We start from the raw sequence: 20,158 nt of genomic DNA on the forward strand, positions 1-20,158 counted from the left end.
GCTGCCGTTCGACTTGCATGTGTAAAGCATGCCGCCAGCGTTCAATCTGAGCCAGGATCAAACTCTTCAGTTCAATCTCTGTTTTTCCGATATTGCTATCGGAGGTCACTCACTCAAAATACTGACGAAATCTCATAAGAGATTTACGTTTAATTTTGTGCGAGCGTTACAACTAATATTTTGAGCTTCGAGCCCGAAGGCTCGTGGCAATATCGTCAAACGCCCACACTTATCGACTGTTGATTTTTAAAGATCGCTGCCTTGTTTATTCGACGAAGCGTTGTGTTCGTCAGCAGCAGAGAAGCGAGATTATGCGGTACAGCGTGCAACTCGTCAACCCCTTTCGACGAAGCGTTGTGTTCGTCAGCAGCAGAGAAGCGAGATTATGCGGTACAGCGTGCAACTCGTCAACCCCTTCTTTTTTCTCGTTTCGCTCTGCTGTTTTGTCAGCACTGCGTTGCGAGGGACAGAACTATAGCCGACCGTCGGCGGTCACGCAAGGGTAAAATGCATGGTTTCGTAATACCGTATTACCGCTTCCGCCATGACGATCCTGCTTTCCACCCTCAACGCCCGCTACACCCACGCTTCGCTGGGGCTGCGCTACCTGCTCGCCAATATGTGAGAGCTGCAGGCGCAGACGCGCATCCAGGAATTCGTGATCGGCGCGAAGACGACCGAGATGGTGGAACGCATCCTGTCGGCACAACCGAAGATCGTTGGTTTCGGTGTCTATATATGGAACGTCGAAGAGACCTGCCGCCTGGTGGCGACGCTGAAGCGGGTTGCGCCGCACCTCGTCATCGTTCTGGGTGGACCGGAAGTCTCTTACGAAACCGGTGAGCAGGAGATCGCGCGCCTGGCCGATTACGTTGTGACCGGCTGGGGCGACGTCACCTTCCCTAAGCTGTGCAGCGAGATCCTGAACGGCCCGAAGCCATTGATGAAGGTCCATGCTGGCGTGCAGCCGCCGATGGCGGAGATCAAGCTGCCTTACTCGATCTACTCGGATGAAGACATCGCGCACCGCACCTTATATGTAGAGGCGTCGCGCGGCTGCCCGTTCAAGTGCGAATTCTGCTTGTCCTCGCTGGACAAGACCGCGTGGCCATTCAATATCGATGCCTTCCTGGCGGAGATGGAGGCGCTGCACGCCCGCGGCGCGCGCACCTTCAAATTCGTGGACCGCACCTTCAACCTGAACATCAAGACCAGCCTGAAGATCATGCAGTTCTTCCTGGATAAGCTGGCCGCGGCGCCGGATGACCCGGTGTACGCCCACTTCGAACTGGTGCCGGACCACTTGCCGGACGCGCTCAAGGAGGGCATCGCGAAATTCCCGCCAGGGACGCTGCAGTTCGAAATCGGCATCCAGAGCTTTAACCCTGTGGTGCAGGCGAACATCTCGCGCAAGCAGGATAACGCCAAGGCTGCGGACAATATCCGCTGGCTTTGCGAGCATTCGGACGTGCATATGCACGTTGACCTCATTGCGGGCCTGCCTGGCGAAACCGTCGAAAGCTTTGCCGAGGGCTTCGACAAGCTATGGGCGCTCGGCCCGCACGAGATCCAGTTCGGCATCCTGAAGCGGCTGCGCGGCACACCGATCATCCGCCATACGCAGGAATTCGGAATGGTGTACGACCCATACCCCCCATATACGATTCTGGCGAACCGGGATATTGACTTTTCGACCATGCAGCGCCTGGTGCGGTTCGCGCGCTATTGGGACCTGGTGGCGAATTCGGGGCGTTTCACGCATACCGTGCCGGTATTACTGGGCGAATCCCCGTTTAAATCGTTTATGGCGTTTTCCGATTGGCTTTATGCCAACACCGACGCGACCCACAGGATTGCGCTGGATCGACTTGCGGTCATGGTTGGACGTTGGCTTGCGGTTGCCGGCATGGACGCCGCAGCAGCTGCCGAGCTGCTGGCAAAGGACGGCCACGGTGTGAAACAGAAGGTAGCGGCGCCAGCGAGTGCCGCACCGGCACGGCAGGTGCGGCACCTGGCCGCCTGACCCGCGCTGAGTGGCGCTACAGGCGAAACTCTTTTACACTGGTGGCATGCCTATTGCTCAAGAGCCAACGTTATCCATCAGCCCAGACGGGCGCACCGTTTCAGCCGGGGGGACCTGGCAAGTCAGTGCACTCGCCAGCAAGCGGGTAATGAAGGCTATCGACGGTTGCCTGAAGCATGTAAAAGATACCCACGCGATCGAATGGGATCTGAGCGGCGTCGAAATGCTGGACCACGTTGGCGCTCAATTGTTGTGGAGCGCGTGGGACTACAAGCGCCCGGCCAAGCTGAAACTGGTCAACGGCCAGGAGGAAATCTTCAAGCGCATCGAGGCTGCCGGCAAGCTGGAAATGCCGCGCGCGCGCAAGGAGCGTTTCGGCTGGGTGACGACGCTGGGCTTCGGCATCCTGCACTTCCTCGAACATATGCGGGGCTTCGTGCAGTTGATTGGCTCGGTAGTGCAGGATGTGGGGCTCTTTGCCACTCGTCCGCGGCGCGGGCCATGGCGCGAAATTTCGGCGAATATTTTCCATGCCGGGTTCCAGGCGCTGGGCATCACCGCGCTGGTGGGCTTCCTGATTGGCGTGGTGCTGTCTTACCTGTCGGCGCAGCAGCTTCGCAATTTTGGCGGCGACATTTACCTGGTCAACCTGCTCGGCATGTCGATCGTGCGCGAACTGGGACCTTTGATGGCGGCGATCCTGGTGGCAGGACGTTCGGGGTCGGCAATCACGGCGCAGCTGGGCGTGATGCGGGTGACGGAAGAACTGGATGCGATGCTGGTAATGGGCATCTCGCACGGCTACCGCCTGATCATGCCAAAAGTGATCGCGCTGGCGATCTCCATGCCGCTGCTGGTGATCTGGACCGACGCGGCAGCGCTGATCGGCGGCATGATCGCGGCGAAAGTGGAATTGAACCTGTCAATCCGCTACTTCATCATGAAGCTGCCGCAAGTGGTACCGCTGGCGAACTATTACATTGGCCTGTTCAAGGGCGCGGTGTTCGGCATGCTGATTGCGATGGTGTCCTGCCACTTTGGCCTGCGCATCGAACCGAATACGGAAAGCCTGGGCCGCGGCACCACGACCTCGGTGGTGACGGCAATTACCGTGGTGATTCTGGCGAACGCTGTATTTGCCATCGTGTTCAATGGAGTGGGTTACTGATGAATGACCTGCCAGAGCAAACGGACGAAAGCTGCGGCTGCCCCGAAAGCGAGAGCAAGCTGACGCTGGACGGCAGTGTGCCGGCGGTGGAAATCACCAACCTGCAAACCAAATTCGGCCGCACGGTGATCCACAATGACCTGAACCTGACCATCAACAACGGCGAAATCCTGTCGATCGTGGGCGGTTCCGGCACTGGCAAGACGGTGCTGCTGCGGCAGATGCTGGGCCTGGAGCGTCCGACCAAAGGCTGCGTGCGCGTCTTCGGCGAAGACATCACCGTTGCTTCGCAAGGCCACCTGCAGGAATTGCGCAACCACTGGGGCATGCTGTTCCAGCAAGGCGCGCTGTATTCGGCGCTGACCGTGTTTGAGAACGTAGCGCAGCCGATGCAGGAACTGGGAACCCTGCCCGCCCACCTGATCCGCGATGCTGTGCTGCTGAAAATGAATATGGTGGGCCTGGGCCCGGAGCATGCGAACAAGATGCCGAGCGACCTGTCGGGCGGCATGATCAAGCGCGTGGCGCTGGCACGGGCCTTGGCGCTGGAACCGAAGCTGCTGTTCCTGGACGAGCCGACCGCCGGCCTGGACCCGGACCTGTCGGAAAGTTTCGTATCGCTGATCAAGTCCCTGCACCGCGAGCTGGGCCTGACCGTGGTGATGGTGACGCACGACCTGGATACGTTGTTCGCCCTGTCCACGCGCATTGCGGTACTGGCGGAAAAACATGTGTTGGCGATCGGGCCGACCCGCGAGGTGATCAAGGCCGATCACCCGTTTATCAAGGAATTCTTCCTGGGCGACCGCGGCAAGCGCGCGCTGGAGGCCCTGGAATAAGGAGCAAGGCATGGAAAACAGATCACACGCTTTGATGACCGGCATCTTCACGATCACGCTGCTGATCGCGGCGATCGTGTTCGGCATCTGGTTCAACCGCGACCGGGTGAAGTATGACCCCTTCCTGATTGCGACCACGCAGTCGGTGCCCGGGCTGAACCCGCAGGCTGCGGTGCGCTATCGCGGGCTGGAAGTCGGCAAGGTGGACGATATCGATTTCGATCCGAAGCTGGCCGGCCAGATCCTGATCCACCTGAGCATTGACCCGGCTACGCCGATCACCAAGACCACCTATGCAACGCTGGGTTACCAGGGCGTGACCGGCATCGCCTACATCCAGTTGGACGACGAATCCGTCGGTTCGCCTGCGCTGGAGACCACCAAGCAGAATCCAAGCCGCATCCCGCTGCAACCGGGCCTGTTCGACCAACTGGAGAAGCGCGGCACGGCGATCCTGGAAAAGGCCGAGGAAGTCACCAAGAAGCTGGATACCCTGCTCAGTCCCGCCAACCAGAAGGCGATGCTGGGCGCTTTCAGCGACGTGAGCGAGGCAGCCCAGTCATACAAGGACCTGGCGGCCAAACTGGACCCGGCCGTGCAGAAGATCCCGGCGCTGGTCGAGCACGGCGACCGCGCCCTGCAATCGGTGGACACGCTGGCCAGTGAAACGAACAAGGTGGTACGCACCCTGCAGGGGCCGAATGGCGCCGTACAACGCATTACCGCCTCCGTCGATCGCGCCACCACGTCCGTCGAGGCGGTGGCCAGCGGCGTTGAGCTGGAAACCCTGCCTGGCGTGACCGGGCTGGCGGATGAAACCAAGTCTTCCATGCGCGCCATTCGTCGCACCATGAATAATATTAGCGATCGTCCGTCGAGCATCCTGTTCGGCGCGCCCGGGACGCCACCGGGGCCGGGTGAACCGGGCTTTGACCCTTCTGGCAAATAAGGACCAGCAATGAAGAAGAACATTCTCCTGATCGCCGTTGTTGCTGCCGCCGCCGCGCTGGCGGGTTGCGCCAGCAAGGGGCCGCAGCCGACTTCCTACGACTTCGGCCCGATGGGTGCACCGCTGCCGGCAGCCGGCCCGGCGGCAGGAACGCCGGCCCTGGTCGTGTCGGACGTGAGCGGCCCCGCCTCACTCGACACGCAACGCATGTTCTACCGCCTGATGTACGCCGACGCGCGCCAGTCGCGCCCTTACGCCTACAACAACTGGTCGGTGACGCCCTTGCAGCTCATGTCTCAGCGCCTGAAAGCCCGCATTGCCCAATCCGGCGTCAAAGTAGTGTCGACCAGCGACGCGGCAGGCGGCCTGCCGCTGCTGCGCCTTGAAGCCGACGAATTCTCGCAGAACTTCGATACCGCCACGCAGAGCAGCGCCAGCATCACGCTGCGCGCCTCGCTGTTCCGCAACCACAAGCTGGTTGACCAGCGCACCTTCAGCCGCAGCGCGCGCGCACCGAGCGCCGACGCCGCAGGCGGCGCCAGTGCGCTGGCCGAAAGCACCGACGGCATCGCCGCCGACATCCTGGCCTGGCTGGCAACCATGCCGAGGTAAATCATGAGCGAAGAAGCGCCCGCCCCAGCCCATGCGCCGCCTCCCGCCCCGGCTCCCAAGCCGCCGGTGCGTACCGGCTCACCGGTGGCGCGCGCGACCCTGCTCGCGTACATGGTGCTGATCGTCTATGCGAGCTGGTTTCCCTTCTCGGGCTGGCAGAACCAGGGTCTGTCGCCGCTGATCTTCCTGGAGTGGACGTCGCTGCCGCGCTACTGGACGGGCTTCGACGCCAGCATCAACGTGATCGGCTATATCCCCTTCGGCATGCTGCTGGTATATGCCATGCGGCCCAAGATCACCGGCTTCTGGGCCTTCCTGCTGGCCAGCATCGCCGGCATGCTGGTGTCCGGCACGATGGAAGCGGTGCAGACTTACTTGCCGACGCGCGTTTCGTCCAACCTGGACTTCTACACCAATTGCGCGGGTTCGATCATCGGCGCCTTCATCGGCGCGCTGACCGCTCGCAAGCTGATGGACACCAGCAATGCCTACAAGCTGCGCCAGCGCTGGTTCGCCCAGCACGCCAGCCAGGGCCTGGTGCTGGTGGCGCTGTGGCCGTTTACGCAGATCTACCCGCAAGGCTTCCTGTTCGGGCTGGGCCAGTTGCTGCCCATCCTGTCCGAGTGGCTGAGCGAATTGCTGGACATGGACATCGACCTGGCCGCCATGGTGCGGCCCGACGTCACGCTGACAGTGGAGCAATACTGGCTGTCCGAAACCATCGTTACCGCCTGCGGCATGGTGGGCGCGGCCCTGACCCTGCTGTGCATCCTGCGCAAGCCGGCGCCGCGCGCACCGCTGGTGGCCCTGCTGGTGGCGGCTGCCGTGCTGGTGAAATCCCTGTCGAGCGCACTGCAGCTTGGCCCTGATGCCGCCTTCGTGTGGATCACCCCGGGCGCCCAGGGCGGCTTCCTGATCGGCGTGATCATGCTGGGCGGCCTGATTTTCGCGCCGCAGGTGGCGCAACGCCGGCTGGCAGTAGCCACACTGCTGCTCTGCCTTTTGATCGTCAACACGACCCCGACCAATCCTTACTTCAGCGAAACGCTGCAGACCTGGGTGCGGGCCAAATTCCTTAACTTCTACGGCGCGGCCCAGTTCCTGTCGCTGGCGTGGCCATTGGCAGCCCTCTGGTACCTTTGCCTCCCATCGCACAAGCTGAACAAGGAAACCCGGGAAACCCCGGTAAAATAAGCGCCTGCATGACAAAAGAGGCTTCAGATGAGCGACAACCAATACTACAAGCATCACGTGTTCTTCTGTACGAACCATCGTGATGACGGCCGCGAAAGTTGCGGCCCGCGCGGCGCAGAAGCCGCCCAGAAGCACGCCAAGAAACGCTGCAAGGAATTGAACCTGAACGGCGAAGGCAAGGTGCGCATCAATTCCGCCGGTTGCCTGGACCGCTGCGAACACGGCCCGGTAGCCGTGGTTTACCCCGAAGGCACCTGGTACACCTACGTTGACACCGCCGACATCGACGAAATCGTCGACAGCCACCTGGTCAACGGCAAAGAAGTAGAGCGCCTGAAAATCAAATGATGAACAAGTTTTCCGAGAAGTTTACGCTGCAGGGCGGCGCCGGCCTGATGGAGGGCCTGATCGACATGCCGTCCGGTACCCCGAAAGGCATTGCCCTGGTGGCCCATCCGCACCCGCTGTATGGCGGCACCATGGAAAACAAGGTGGCACAGACCCTGGCGCGCACCTTTGTGACGCTCGGCTATGTGGCCGCACGCATCAACTTCCGCGGCGTCGGCGCATCCGAAGGCGTGCATGACCACGGCCACGGCGAAACCGACGACATGATGATCCTGTACCAGCACATGGTGCAGCGCTACCCCGGCTTGCCGGTGTCGCTGTCGGGCTTCTCGTTCGGCACCTTCGTGCAGTCGCACCTGGCGCAACGCCTGGCCGAAGCCGGCACCCCGGCGGAACGCCTGGTGCTGGTCGGTACTGCCGCTGCCAAATGGCAGATCGCCAACGTACCGGCGGACACCATCCTGATCCACGGCGAAAACGATGAAACCATCCCGTTGATCGACGTGCTGGATTACGCACGCCCGCAGGACATTCCTGTGATCGTGATCCCCGGCGCCGACCATTTCTTCCACCGCAAGCTCGGTCACATCAAGAATTGGGTGATCGCCTTGTGGGGATCGAAAGCACAATAATTTCCCCCGCAACCCCCTAATAGTAAGAACAAGCACCAATGAAAAAGATCATCGCTGCACTGGCAACCAGTGTGCTGCTCATGACTTCCGCGGTGGCGCAAACGCTGCCGCCGCCGACCATCGCCGCCAAGTCCTGGCTGCTGCTGGATTCCTCCAGCGGCCAGGTGATTGCCGCCCAGGACCCTGATTCGCGCGTGGAACCGGCTTCCCTGACCAAGATCATGACCGCCTACCTGACCTTCCAGGCGATCAAGGACAAGAAGCTGACCCTGGACCAGAAGGTGAACGTATCGGTCAAGGCATGGAAAGTGGATTCCAGCTCGTCGAAGATGTTCATCGACCCGGCCACTCCTGTTTCGATCAACGACCTGCTGTACGGCCTGATGGTCCAATCCGGCAATGACGCCGCCGTGGCACTGGCGGAAGCGGTGGCCGGCGACGAGTCGACCTTCGTCACCCTGATGAACCGTGAAGCGCAGCGCATGGGTATGGCCAATTCCCACTTCGCCAACGCGCACGGCCTGCCTTCGCCGGAGAACTACACCACCGCACGCGACCTGTCCGTGCTGGCGCGCCATGTGATCCAGGACTACCCTGAGTTCTACAAGATCGATTCGGTGAAGAGCTTCACCTACAACAAGATCACACAGCAGAACCGCAACCGCCTGCTGTGGCTCGACCCGACCGTGGACGGCATGAAAACCGGCCACACCGAGTCCGCCGGCTACTGCATGGTGGCTTCGGCCAAGCGCCCGGCCGGCAACCTGGAACGCCGCCTGATCTCGGTGGTGATGGGCACCAATTCCGACGGTACCCGTACCGCGGAAAGCCAGAAGCTGCTGAACTGGGGCTTCCAGAACTTCGACACCGTGAAGCTGTACTCCAAGGGCCAGGCTGTCTACACCCCGGAAATCTGGAAAGGCTCGCAGGCCACCATGAAAATCGGCTTCACCAACGACGTGCTGGTGACCGTGCCGAAAGGCGTGGCCGCCAAGATGAAGCCTGTGCTGGAGCGCAAGGACCCGCTGGTAGCGCCTATCGCGGCCAATACCCGCGTTGGCACCCTGAAGATGATGGTGGATGGCAAACCGCTGCTGGAACTGCCGGTGGTGGCGCTGGAAACCGTTGACCAGGCTTCAATCTTCGGCCGCGCCTGGGATTCCGTGCGCCTGTGGATGAAGTAATGGCAAAGTTGAACCTTTCCCGCATCGTCGCGGGCATGTGGCGCATGACCGAATGGGACATGACGCCACAGCAGCGGCTGGCCTTCATCGAGCAGTGCATTGCGCTGGGCGTGACCTCCTTCGACCATGCCGACATTTATGGCGGCTATGGCGTGGAGGGCTTGTTCGGCGAGGCGCTGGCCCTGAAGCCTTCGCTGCGCGAACAGATTCAGATCGTGAGCAAGTGCGGCATCAAGTTGATTTCCGGCCGCCGCCCGACGCATACCATCCAGCACTACGACACCAGCGCTGCGCATATCGTGGCGTCGGCGGAGAATTCGCTGAAGGAACTGCGCACGGATTACCTGGATTTGCTGCTGATTCATCGTCCGGATCCCTTGATGGATTTCGATGAGGTGGCGAATACCTTCCAGCGCTTGCGGTCCGAGGGAAAGGTTCGGGAGTTTGGTGTGTCGAACTTTTCGCGGCATCAGTTTGAGACGCTCAACAAGCGTGTGCCGCTGGTGACCAACCAGGTGGAGTTTTCACCGCTGCACCTGGAGCCGATGTTTGATGAGACTTTTGATGGGCTGCAGGACCTGGGCGTGCAGCCCATGATCTGGTCACCTTTGGGCGGCGGGCGCCTGTTCACTGCCGGTGACGAGCAGGGCGAGCGTTTGCGCTTGAAGATCAAGGAAGTGGCGGATGAACTGAATCGTCCGTTTGCCAGTGTGGTGTTTGCGTGGATTATGCAGTTGCCGTGCAAGCCGGTGCCGTTGACTGGCTCTGGGCGTATCGAGTCTATCGAGGTGGCGGTGCAGGCGACGCAGTTTGCGCTGAGCAGGCCGCAGTGGTTTGAGATCCTGCGCGCGGCGCGGGGACATGAAGTCGCCTGAAACCGGCTTGCGGCTGCCGCGTATCGGTGTCAGACCCTGCGGGTCTGACAGCGGTTTACCGGTACTGGTCAGTCATCAGCAAAAACCTGCGGCGGCGCAATCCCCCGCCAGCCACCGCGCCAGGCCAGGTTCAGCCCCACGGTAAACGCGATATACACCACAAAGAACAACACAAAGTAGTAAGCCCGCAGCCAGACCAGCAGCCCCACATTCACCGCCAGCAGCACCAACGCCGCAGTGCTCTTCTTCTGCTTCGAGCTGGGGAAGCGAATGGTCGACACCATCAAGCTGCCCACCACAAACAGCAGCGCCACGACGTAGTACCCCTCAATACTCGAATCCGGGAACTCCGGCCACGCCACCACGACCGAAGCCACGCAAGCCGCCCCCGCCGTAATCGGCATCCCCACAAAGTACTTCGGATCGGTACGCCCCACGTTCACATTAAAGCGCGCCAGCCGCAACGCACCGCAAGCCACGAAGAAGAAGGCCGCAATCCCGCCTACCCGCAGCAGGGTCGGATCGGCCGGCCCCATTTGCACGAAGCCATAGCAATACAGCAGCACCGCAGGCGCACAGCCGAAATTCATTACGTCGGCAATCGAATCAAGCTGCACGCCGAAGTCGGAGCCGGTACCGGTGGCACGCGCCACGAAGCCATCCAGCGCGTCGAAGATCCCGGCCAGCACCAGCAAGGCCGCAGCCAGGCGGTAATCCTGTGCGAGCCCGAGGTGGGCGTTGTCGACGGAGATCACAATGCTGGCAAAGCCGCAGGCGATCGAGAGCAGCGTTACCGTGCTTGGTAAGGCAAATTTGGCGCGTTGGAGTCGCTGATGTCGTTGAGTGTTCAAATTAAGGCAATGATGGTCAAAAGAGAAAGGCTATTTTACCTCGCCCGGGGAATTACAAAAGAAACACATGTTGCCTGAAATTGGCATAGAATCGCGCCATAAAGGAGTTCACTATGTATACGCTCAAGAAATGGCACCATAAGTTGCCAGCCCTGTTAATCGCCGCCCTACTCTCCGCATGCGGCGGTGGCGGCGGCGGTGGCGGAAGCGGTTCCACGACCGTACCGCCAACGACACCTCCGGTCACCTCATGTGTCGTCTCGCCATCCGGCGTGCCTGGCGCAACCGGCGACACGGCGATCGATGGCTTCAATTGGTTCAATTACCGTCGTGCCGATATCGGCCTCGCCATGCTGACCTGTAACGACCTGCTGAACAAGGCTGCCGTTGGGCACTCGAACTACCTGCGTTTGAATAACACCGTGTCGCACGACCAGGTGGCCGGCAACCCCGGCTTTACCGGCGCTACTCTGGCGGACCGCCTTGCCAATGCCGGCTACACCCTGGGCTCGCAGTACGCCTACGGCGAAGTGATTTCCGCCGCCAGCGACCAATCCGGCTTCTACCATGCGGAAGAACTGATCGCCGCGATTTACCACCGCTTCGTGATCTTCGAACCGATGTTCCGCGAGATGGGCACCGGTGCCGCCAGCTCCGGCAGCTATACCTACTTCACCGCCGACATGGCGACCCGCAACGGCTTTGGCGCCGGCCTGGGCAAAGGCAATATCGTCGCCTATCCGAAGAACGGCCAGACCGCGATCCCGACCTCCTTCGACAGCGACACCGAATCGCCGGACCCGGTACCGAACCTGAACCGCGTCGGCTACCCGGTCAGTGTGCACTCGGACATTACCGGCAGCCTTACGGTGACCAGCTTCACCATCCGCCCGCGCGGTGGTGCGCAATTGACCACCCGCCTGCTGACCAAGGCCACCGACGAACATACGCCGGTGCACGCTGCCGCCATTGTTCCCCTGTCAACGCTGATCGGCAACACGACGTATGACGTGAGCTTTGTCGGCACGGTCGACGGCATCGCCGTGACGAAAAATTGGTCATTTACGACAAAATAGCGTCCCGCCCCTAGCCCACATCGGGACAGAGTGCTAAATTCTGTCCTGATGAGCAACCTTCTTTCCAGCGCACCAATACGCCAGCGCCTCGACATCGAGGAGGGACTGGATCGCCTGATGGGCGAACGTGCACTGTATCTTCAAATCCTGCGCCGCTTCCTGCAGGACTATCGCGGTTCCTGTGAACGCATCCAGTCGCTGCTCACGCAGCAGCAGGAGGCCAAGGCGCAGCTTGCAGCACACTCCCTGAAAGGTTCCGCAGGCCTGATCGGCGCGCAGCTTGTGCACGACCAGGCGGTGCTGGTGGAAAACGCGATTGCCGATGGCGCCGATCCGGCGGCGCTGGTGGAGCAACTTGCGACGCTGCTGCGCGAGACCTGCGGCAGCATCGACGATCTCCTGCGTGAACACGGCGACAATGCCGCTCCCGGCGAAACGCCGGCAGTCGATCCCGCGCAATTGCGCGCACTGATCGAAGAACTGGTGGGACTCTTGCGTGAAGGTGATGGCGCGGCCATCGACCTGGTGGAGAAATCGGCGACGATGCTGGCTACTGCGCTAGGCGTGCCGACCTTCCAGATGATTGCGGCGGCGACGCATGCATTCGATTTCGAAACTGCGCTGGACGTGCTGGAGATGGAACTCTAGCCGCCATCAACCCGAGAAGTGCGCCTCTTCATCGAAAGAATCCGCGCACTCTTTTCCACAGAAGCGCCGCACGGCGTCCAACGGTTTTTCGCAGTACCAGCAGGAGCCCTTTGGAGGCAACGACTGGCGCACGCCGCTTGGGCGCTGGGCCGTTGCGACACTTTCAGCGGGTGGAATTTCCTGTTGCGTCTCCACGATATTCCCCTTTACAGACAAGCCCTGGAACCAAGGTTACTGCATTACCCGGACAGGAACATGACCTGCCTCAACAAAATAATAGCAGGATTAAATCAGTGGCATGGGTGACTCAACGTGCGCCAGCGTACCAAAAGAAACAAAATTATTCCAATGGGAAGCACAGGCGCGATAGGACTTAGTTCCGTGTCATCTCAATGTTCACGCTCCCTGTATGCGGTACTCACACCGCACTGCAGGGTTAAGCGCCAACCTTACTTGCCGATGCAGAAGCGCGAGAAAATCACGCCCAGCAGATCGTCGGAAGAGAACTCGCCGGTGATGGTGGAGAGCTGCACTTGCGCCAGGCGCAGTTCTTCCGCGAACAGGTCCAGCGACTGGTCGGTTTGCGCGGCATGCTGGCCGGCGTAGTCGAGGTGTTTGGAAGCGTTGCGCAAGGCAATCAGGTGGCGTTCACGCGCGAGGTAAAGTGACTCGCCGGTCTGCTGCCAGCCGGCGATGCGCAGCAGTTCGGCGCGCAGCAGGTCGATGCCGGTTTTCTCGTTGGCGGACAGGTAGATGTGGGTGGCATCGTGCATCTCGTCGACCGATGGCTTGTGGCCGGACAGGTCGATCTTGTTCCAGATGCGCAGCACCGGCACGCCTTGCGGGAAATTGGCGACGATGGCTTCGTCATGGCGGGTCGGGCCATGGTCGGCGTCCAGCAGGTGCAAGATGACGTCGGCCTTGCCCACTTCGCCCCAGGTGCGTTCGATGCCGATGCGCTCCACCACATCCACCGCTTCATCGTGGCCGCGGATGCCGGCGGTGTCGATGATGTTGAGGGGGATGCCTTCGATCTGGATGGTTTCGCTGACCTTGTCGCGCGTGGTGCCGGCGATCGGCGTGACGATGGCGACATCGGCACCGGCCAGTGCATTCAGGAGTGAGGACTTGCCCACATTCGGCTGGCCGACCAGTACCACGTTCAGGCCTTCACGCAGCAGCGCGCCTTGCGAGGCTTGCTTGAACACCTGGTCGAGGGCTTCGACGATGCCTTTCAACTGGCCGCGCGCATCGGACTTTTCGAGGAAGTCGATTTCCTCTTCCGGGAAGTCGAGCGTGGCTTCCACCAGCATGCGCAGGTGGGTGACGCGTTCCACCAGGGCGTGGATGGTTTGCGAGAAGGCGCCGCTCAGCGAAGCGGATGCGGACTTGGCGGCGGCTTCGGTGGAGGCGTCGATCAGGTCGGCCACGGCTTCGGCTTGCGCCAGGTCCAGCTTGTCGTTCAGGTAGGCGCGGCGGGTGAACTCGCCTGGTTCGGCCAGGCGCAGGCCTTGTTCGGCGCCGGCTTCCAGCACGCGCTGCAACAGCATCTGCAGCACGATCGGGCCGCCGTGGCCTTGCAGTTCGATCACGTCTTCGCCGGTGTAGGAATGCGGGGCCTTGAAGTAGATCGCGATGCCCTGGTCGATGACAGTGCCGTCGGCTTGCGTGAAGGGGATGTAGGTGGCGTGGCGCGGCTTGAGTTCCGTGCCTTTGAACAGCGCTTGCGCCAGCGACTGCAGGTTCTTGCCGGACGCGCGCACGACGCCGATGCCGCCGCGGCCGGGCGCGGTGGCAATTGCTGCGATGGTGGAGGAGTCTAGGTTCATGGTCTGGAGATTTTATGCTTTAAACCGGAAAACCAGTGTCTGACCCACAGGGTCAGACACTGTCAGTGCTTCGGCCACTGGCTTCGGCATACTGGTGTCTGACCCTGTGGGTCAGACATCGGGTTACCGGTTTAAAAAAAGCCCGCGGCTGGCGCGGGCTTTTCAGTAATTACTTGGCGGTGCCAACTTCAAGTTTTTTGGTGATCACCCACTGCTGCGCAATCGACAGCAGGTTGTTCACCACCCAGTACAGCACCAGGCCGGATGGGAAGAAGAAGAACATGACCGAGAAGGCGATCGGCATGAACATCATCATCTTCGCTTGCACTGGATCCGCAGGCTGCGGGTTCAGGCGGGTGGTGATGTACATCGAGATTGCGTACAGGATCGGCAGGATCGCATATGGATCGTGCTGGGTCAGGTCGGTGATCCACAGCGCCCATGGAGCGCCGCGCATTTCAACCGAAGCGTTCAGCACCCAGTACAGGGCGATAAACACTGGCATCTGCACCAGGATAGGCAGGCAGCCGCCGAGAGGATTGATCTTCTCGGTCTTGTACAGCTCCATCATGGCCTGGTTCATCTTCTGCGGGTCGCCTTTGTAGCGCTCGCGGATGGCAGTCATCTTCGGCGTCACGGTCTTCATCTTCGCCATCGAACGGAAGGAAGCGGCGGACAGCGGGAAGAACAGCAGCTTGATGGCCACGGTGAAGGCGATGATGGTCCAGCCCCAGTTGCCGACCACGGAGTGGATGGCGTCCATCGCGGCCCACATTGGGCGCGCCACGATTGCCAGCCAGCTGTAGTCCTTCACCAGGTCCAGACCTTCTGTCACTTGCTTCAGGGCCTGGGTGTTCTGCGGGCCGGAATACAGGCGGGCATTGTTGGTCACGGAAGCGCCTGGCGCCAGGGTGCCCAGCGGCTGCACCACGCCGATCGAGTACAGGTTGTCGCCCGGCTCTTTCTTGGTGAAGATGGTGCGGTCCAGCTTATCCTGCGGCACGAAGGCTGACACGAAGAAGTGCTGTGCAATCGCGATCCAGCCGTCTTTTGCCTCGGTCACGTGGTTAGGCTTGAACTTCGGATCTTGTGCCAGCGCCTTGGCATCCTTCTCGATCTGCTTGAACTCGTATTTCGTGTACTTCGACTCCGAGGTGAACATGGTCGGAGCGATGAAGCCGCCCGAGCTCATGAAGCCGGAGCTTTCAGGCTGGGTGCCGTCGTGCTTCAGTTGCAGGTAAAGCTGCGGGGACACTGGCGCGGTCCCGATGTTGGTGACGGTGTGCTGCACGTCCACCACGTAGTCACTCTTCTTGAAGGTGAAGGTCTTGGTCAGCTTGACGCCGCCCTGCTCCGCCACCAGCACCAGTTGCACCTGGCTGGCGTCGTTCAGCATGCGCGCGCCCGGCTGGGCCACGAATGCGGTCTGGTGATTAGGCAGGCCAGGCGCGCCTACCAGGCCGGTTTCGCCAAGGTAGGTATGCTTGCCGTCCTGGTTGAACAGGACTTCGGTGTTCTGGCCGCCTTTTGGCTTGCAGAACTCGAACAGGCCCCAGCAACCGCCCAGCCAGCCCGGATCGCTGCTGCCTTTGTGCTGCAGCAGTTCCAGGCGCTTGATGGTGCCGCCCAAGGTGTCGATATCGACGCGCATCACGTCGGTGGTGATGGTCACCACTTCGGTCTTGATCGGTGCAGCGACCGCGGTGCCATTCACCGCAGCGGCGGAGCCGGCGGCTGGAGCAGGCGTGCCGGCGGCAGTCGCAGAGGCCGAAGCCACGGCGGCTGGCTTGGCAGGAGCCGGAGCAAACATGGACGGCTTGCCGGTCGAGATCATCCAGTTATTCCACAGGATAACCAGCGAGACCGCGAAGACGATCCACAGGATTGAGCGTTTATTGATATCCATTCGGTTCTTCAGGAGTGGTTGAAGTGCTTGGGCGGCACGGGGTCGACCCCGCCCGCGTTCCAGGGATGGCAGCGGCATACCCGGCGCAATGCCAGGTAACTGCCTTGAGCCGCACCATGTTCGCGCAGGGCTTCCAGCGCGTAGTTGGAGCAGCTAGGGTAAAAACGGCAATTCGGCGCCCCCATCAGCGGACGGATGACCCATTGGTAAAAGCGCAGCAGGATGGTCAGCAGCGTTTTCATTTTGCCGGCCTGGCCTTGTTGGCTTGTGCAAAGAGGCGCGTGAGTTCCTGGCGCAGTTCGGCCTTCAGCTTGGCGGTGGTGGCCGGGCCGTCCTTGCTATTGACGGGGCGCGACAGGCGTACCACGCAATCAATGGAAGGAAGGCTGGTAACGCGGAACAGTTCGCGCGTGACGCGCTTGATGGTATTGCGGGTAACCGCGCGCGGTGCGAAGCGTTTGGCAACGACAATGCCCAGCCGCGCATTCGGCAGCTGGTTCTGGCGGGTATAGAGCACGAAGTGCGCGCTCTTCTGCGTTGGGCGCAAACTAAAAACGGATGAAAATTCATCCGTTTTTATGATGCGCCGAGCGCGAGCGAAGTCGTGTCTGCCTTCGCCTGTCGAGCTGTTAGGACAGCTTTCCACGCGATCAGCTAACAAGCGTGCTTAAACTACAGCCAGACGCTTGCGGCCTTTTGCACGACGTGCGTTCAGGACTTGACGGCCACCACGGGTAGCCATACGGGCGCGGAAGCCGTGGGTGCGCTTGCGACGCACAACGGAAGGTTGGTAAGTACGTTTCATGTTGGTCTCGCTAAAAAATACAAAATCGGGACGGACGGTGTCCCTAAAAATGTTGGTGCCAATGACATTTCGCGCACTGCGCCAATCTCACTGCCCGCTAAATCCGCGCGTCGTATCTGAAAAATCACGGACTACGGGCGGGGAACCCAGAATTATCAGGATTTTTCGGTTCAGTGTCAACCACTTAAACCGCTGCAAACCGGTAAAACGGTGTCAGACCCGCAGGGTCAGACAGCAGCCTGCGGCGGCCGCGTATTGGTGTCTGACCCTGCGGGTCAGACACCGGTTTACCGGTTTTGATAAGTTTGGTTGCAAAAAACCCAACCTCCGCACGGTTGTGCAAAATTTCTGGTTAACCTGTGGATAACTTCCGACTTAGCGGCTAGAATAGCGCGTTACGTGTGGCGATTACGAACGCCCTCCCACACTTTTTGCATATAGATAGATTCATGGAAAATTTCTGGCAGTCCTGTTCCCAGCAACTGGAACTTGAGCTGACGCCGCAACAATTCAGCGCCTGGATTAAGCCGCTTGTGCCCCTCGATTTCGAGGACAACAAGCTGCGCGTTGCTGCGCCAAACCGGTTCAAGCTGGATTGGGTAAAGACCCAATTCGCGAGCCGCATCACGGCCCTGGCCTGCCAGTATTGGGAAACCGTCATCGAGGTGCAGTTCGTCCTCGACCCGCGCACCCACGCCCTGAAAAAGCCCGCCGCACCGGCCGTGGTCTCCGGCCCGCTGAGCGACATGCGCCCGGAAAGCCCGGCCGCCGCCGCCGCCCCGACCGCCGCCGCCGAATACCAGAACCCGAAAACGCGCGAAAACAGCCGCATCAACCCGGACCTGACCTTCGACTCCTTCGTGACCGGTAAGGCCAACCAGCTGGCGCGCGCCGCTGCTATCCAGGTAGCGAATAACCCTGGCGTTTCATACAACCCGCTGTTCTTCTACGGCGGCGTGGGCCTGGGTAAAACCCACTTGATCCACGCGATCGGCAACCAGGTGATGGCCGACCAGCCAGGCGCCCGCATCCGCTACATCCACGCAGAACAGTACGTTCGCGACGTAGTGACCGCTTACCAACGCAAGGGTTTCGACGACTTCAAGCACTACTACCACTCGCTGGACATGCTGCTGATCGACGATATTCAATTCTTCGGCGGGAAGTCCCGCACGCAGGAAGAGTTCTTCTATGCGTTTGAAGCGCTGATCGCGGCCAAGAAGCAGATCATCATCACCTCGGATACCTATCCAAAAGAGATCACCGGCATGGATGACCGCCTGATCTCGCGCTTCGACTCCGGCCTGACGGTGGCGATCGAGCCGCCGGAGCTGGAAATGCGCGTGGCGATCCTGCTGAAAAAAGCCAAGTCCGAAGGCGTGACCCTGAACGACGACGTCGCCTTCTTCGTGGCCAAGCACCTGCGCTCCAACGTGCGTGAGCTGGAAGGCGCCCTGCGCAAGATCCTGGCTTACTCCCGCTTCCACGGTAAGGACATTTCGATCGATATCGTGAAAGAGGCGCTGAAGGACCTGCTGTCTGTGCAGAACCGCCAGATTTCTGTGGAAAACATCCAGAAAACGGTGGCGGACTTCTTCAACATCAAGGTGGCGGACATGTATTCCAAGCGCCGCCCGGCCAACATCGCCCGCCCACGCCAGATCGCCATGTACCTGGCCAAGGAGCTGACCCAGAAATCGCTGCCGGAAATCGGCGAACTGTTCGGAGGACGCGACCACACTACCGTGCTGCACGCCGTGCGCAAGATTGCGGCGGATCGTACCAAGAACCCGGAGTGCAACCATGAGTTGCACGTTCTCGAACAAACGCTGAAAGGCTAAAACCGGTAAAACGGTGTCTGACCCACAGGGTCAGACACCGGAAACGCGACAGCCGCAGGCCATGGTGTCAGACCCTATGGGTCTGACACCGGTTTACCGGTTCTAACTTGCTATACTGTCGAGTTAACAAAAGAACCAACGTACCAACCCATTAACTGAGGATATTTATGCAACTGGTCAAAACCACCCGAGACACGCTTCTCCGGCCACTGCAGATTGTGAGCGGTATTGTCGAGCGTCGGCACACTATGCCGATTCTGGCCAATATCCTCATCCGCAAGGAAGGTGAAAGCGTCTCTTTCCTTTCCACCGACACGGAAGTCCAGATCACGACCCATGCAGACATCGGCTCGGGTGCCGACGTCACCGGCACCACGGTCGCCGCGCGTAAGCTGCTGGACATCCTGCGCGCGCTGCCGGAAGCCGGCGACGTGACCATGACCCTGCTGAACAAGCGCCTGACCGTCCAAAGCGGCAAATCGCGCTTCGCCCTGCAGACCCTGGCCGCCGAAGAATTCCCGACCGTGCAGCAAGCCGAAAGCTTCACCGCATCGTTCCAGCTGCCGCAAAAGACCCTGAAGCACCTGTTCAACATGGTGCACTTCTCGATGGCGCAGCAGGACATTCGCTACTACCTGAACGGCCTGCTGCTGGTCCTGGACGGCAACAAGGTCATCGCCGTAGCGACCGACGGCCACCGCCTGGCCTTCTGCCAGGTAGAGACCGACCAGAACTTCGCCCGCGAAGAAGTGATCATCCCGCGCAAGACCATCATCGAGATGCAGCGCCTGCTGGAAGAAAGCGACGACGCAGTCTCCCTGGACATCGCAGCATCGCAAGTGAAGCTGACCTTCGCCGACATCGAGCTGATCTCCAAGCTGGTGGAAGGCAAGTTCCCTGACTACACCCGCGTGATCCCGAAGGGCTACACCAACAACTTCACCATTGGCCGCGAAGAGCTGCTGCGCTCCCTGCAGCGCGCCGCGATCATGACCAGCGATAAGTTCAAGGGCGTGCGCTGCATCATCACCCCAGGTTCGCTGAAGATCTCGTCCACCAACGCGGACCAGGAAGAAGCGGTTGAAGAACTGGAAATCGACTACGGCGGCGACAGCGTGGACATCGGCTTCAACGTGACCTACCTGCTGGACGTGCTGAATAACCTGAAGTGCGACCAGGTCAACGTAGCACTGGGCGACAGCAACAGCTCCGCGCTGATTTCGATCCCGGAGAACCAAGACTTCAAATATGTAGTGATGCCGATGCGCATCTAAAACCGGTAAGTCGGTGTCTGACCCGCAGGGTCAGACACCGGTCTGCGACCGCCGCGTGTCAGGTGTCTGACCCTGCGGGTCAGACACCGGTTTACTGGTTTTAA

Annotated in this window: 20 protein-coding genes and 1 rRNA gene; 14 read left to right on the top strand and 7 right to left on the bottom strand. The window is 60.5% G+C overall.

The window, feature by feature from the left end:
* Positions 1-73 (bottom strand): 16S ribosomal RNA (locus ASD58_RS16585); the annotation flags it as partial.
* Positions 74-628: 555 nt separating this feature from the next.
* On the opposite strand from ASD58_RS16585, the gene ASD58_RS16590 reads away from it, so the two are divergent.
* The 10 genes from ASD58_RS16590 to ASD58_RS16635 are packed head-to-tail and all read left to right on the top strand — an operon-like array spanning position 629 to position 9,824.
* Positions 629-2,023, top strand: a complete 1,395-nt coding sequence (locus tag ASD58_RS16590; RefSeq protein WP_229210010.1) for a B12-binding domain-containing radical SAM protein — start codon at positions 629-631, stop codon at positions 2,021-2,023.
* A 46-nt stretch (positions 2,024-2,069) separates the two neighbouring features.
* Positions 2,070-3,191 (top strand): ABC transporter permease, encoded by a 1,122-nt coding sequence (locus ASD58_RS16595; RefSeq protein WP_057262285.1) that lies wholly within the window; start codon positions 2,070-2,072, stop codon positions 3,189-3,191.
* Complete coding sequence (locus ASD58_RS16600) at positions 3,191-4,030, top strand: ABC transporter ATP-binding protein (protein ID WP_057262286.1); 840 nt, start codon at positions 3,191-3,193, stop codon at positions 4,028-4,030. The genes ASD58_RS16595 and ASD58_RS16600 overlap by 1 nt, the downstream gene beginning before the upstream one ends.
* 10 nt (positions 4,031-4,040) lie before the next feature.
* The gene (locus ASD58_RS16605; RefSeq protein ID WP_057262287.1) at positions 4,041-4,979 is read left to right on the top strand and encodes an MlaD family protein; all 939 of its coding nucleotides are present in this window, start codon (positions 4,041-4,043) and stop codon (positions 4,977-4,979) included.
* A gap of 9 nt (positions 4,980-4,988) precedes the next feature.
* Entirely contained in the window at positions 4,989-5,591 is a 603-nt protein-coding gene (locus ASD58_RS16610; RefSeq protein WP_057262288.1) for an ABC-type transport auxiliary lipoprotein family protein, read from the top strand.
* Positions 5,592-5,594: 3 nt separating this feature from the next.
* Positions 5,595-6,785, top strand: a complete 1,191-nt coding sequence (locus ASD58_RS16615; RefSeq protein ID WP_057262289.1) for a VanZ family protein — start codon at positions 5,595-5,597, stop codon at positions 6,783-6,785.
* 27 nt (positions 6,786-6,812) lie between these two features.
* The gene (locus ASD58_RS16620; RefSeq protein ID WP_055932001.1) at positions 6,813-7,133 is read left to right on the top strand and encodes a ferredoxin; all 321 of its coding nucleotides are present in this window, start codon (positions 6,813-6,815) and stop codon (positions 7,131-7,133) included.
* Positions 7,133-7,765: an alpha/beta hydrolase gene (locus tag ASD58_RS16625; protein WP_057262329.1), complete on the top strand. Its 633-nt coding sequence runs from the start codon at positions 7,133-7,135 to the stop codon at positions 7,763-7,765. The genes ASD58_RS16620 and ASD58_RS16625 overlap by 1 nt, the downstream gene beginning before the upstream one ends.
* 38 nt (positions 7,766-7,803) lie before the next feature.
* Positions 7,804-8,949, top strand: a complete 1,146-nt coding sequence (locus tag ASD58_RS16630) for a D-alanyl-D-alanine carboxypeptidase family protein (protein ID WP_057262290.1) — start codon at positions 7,804-7,806, stop codon at positions 8,947-8,949.
* A complete protein-coding gene (locus ASD58_RS16635) occupies positions 8,949-9,824 on the top strand; it encodes an aldo/keto reductase family oxidoreductase (RefSeq protein ID WP_057262291.1) in 876 nt (291 codons plus the stop codon). Before ASD58_RS16630 ends, ASD58_RS16635 begins: the two co-directional genes overlap by 1 nt.
* A 68-nt stretch (positions 9,825-9,892) precedes the next feature.
* Here ASD58_RS16635 and pssA read toward each other — a convergent pair whose 3' ends face one another.
* Positions 9,893-10,675, bottom strand: a complete 783-nt coding sequence (pssA, locus tag ASD58_RS16640) for a CDP-diacylglycerol--serine O-phosphatidyltransferase (protein WP_057262292.1) — start codon at positions 10,673-10,675, stop codon at positions 9,893-9,895.
* 113 nt (positions 10,676-10,788) lie between these two features.
* On the opposite strand from pssA, the gene ASD58_RS16645 reads away from it, so the two are divergent.
* Positions 10,789-11,751 (top strand): CAP domain-containing protein, encoded by a 963-nt coding sequence (locus ASD58_RS16645; protein ID WP_057262293.1) that lies wholly within the window; start codon positions 10,789-10,791, stop codon positions 11,749-11,751.
* Between the two features lie 48 nt (positions 11,752-11,799).
* Positions 11,800-12,399 carry an Hpt domain-containing protein gene (locus ASD58_RS16650; protein ID WP_082565464.1) on the top strand — a complete coding sequence of 200 codons (600 nt, stop codon included), beginning with the start codon at positions 11,800-11,802 and terminating at the stop codon, positions 12,397-12,399.
* 449 nt (positions 12,400-12,848) lie between these two features.
* Here the strand turns inward: ASD58_RS16650 and mnmE are convergent, their stop codons facing one another.
* The 5 genes from mnmE to rpmH form a co-directional block, all read right to left on the bottom strand.
* Positions 12,849-14,228, bottom strand: a complete 1,380-nt coding sequence (gene mnmE / locus ASD58_RS16655) for a tRNA uridine-5-carboxymethylaminomethyl(34) synthesis GTPase MnmE (protein ID WP_057262295.1) — start codon at positions 14,226-14,228, stop codon at positions 12,849-12,851.
* A gap of 169 nt (positions 14,229-14,397) precedes the next feature.
* Positions 14,398-16,134 (bottom strand): membrane protein insertase YidC, encoded by a 1,737-nt coding sequence (gene yidC / locus ASD58_RS16660; protein WP_057262296.1) that lies wholly within the window; start codon positions 16,132-16,134, stop codon positions 14,398-14,400.
* A gap of 8 nt (positions 16,135-16,142) precedes the next feature.
* Positions 16,143-16,376, bottom strand: coding sequence for a membrane protein insertion efficiency factor YidD (gene yidD, locus ASD58_RS16665; RefSeq protein WP_057262297.1), 234 nt, complete (start codon positions 16,374-16,376; stop codon positions 16,143-16,145).
* Positions 16,373-16,780, bottom strand: coding sequence for a ribonuclease P protein component (rnpA, locus tag ASD58_RS16670; RefSeq protein WP_082565471.1), 408 nt, complete (start codon positions 16,778-16,780; stop codon positions 16,373-16,375). The genes yidD and rnpA overlap by 4 nt, the downstream gene beginning before the upstream one ends.
* A gap of 21 nt (positions 16,781-16,801) precedes the next feature.
* Positions 16,802-16,939: a 50S ribosomal protein L34 gene (gene rpmH, locus ASD58_RS30585; protein ID WP_078035393.1), complete on the bottom strand. Its 138-nt coding sequence runs from the start codon at positions 16,937-16,939 to the stop codon at positions 16,802-16,804.
* 449 nt (positions 16,940-17,388) lie between these two features.
* On the opposite strand from rpmH, the gene dnaA reads away from it, so the two are divergent.
* On the top strand, positions 17,389-18,780 hold the full coding sequence (dnaA, locus tag ASD58_RS16675; protein WP_055931971.1) for a chromosomal replication initiator protein DnaA: 1,392 nt from the start codon (positions 17,389-17,391) through the stop codon (positions 18,778-18,780).
* Between the two features lie 167 nt (positions 18,781-18,947).
* Positions 18,948-20,054 carry a DNA polymerase III subunit beta gene (gene dnaN / locus ASD58_RS16680; RefSeq protein WP_057262299.1) on the top strand — a complete coding sequence of 369 codons (1,107 nt, stop codon included), beginning with the start codon at positions 18,948-18,950 and terminating at the stop codon, positions 20,052-20,054.
* Positions 20,055-20,158: the final 104 nt, after the last annotated feature.

It is taken from the genome of Duganella sp. Root1480D1 (genome assembly GCF_001427305.1).
Lineage (GTDB): Bacteria > Pseudomonadota > Gammaproteobacteria > Burkholderiales > Burkholderiaceae_D > Rugamonas.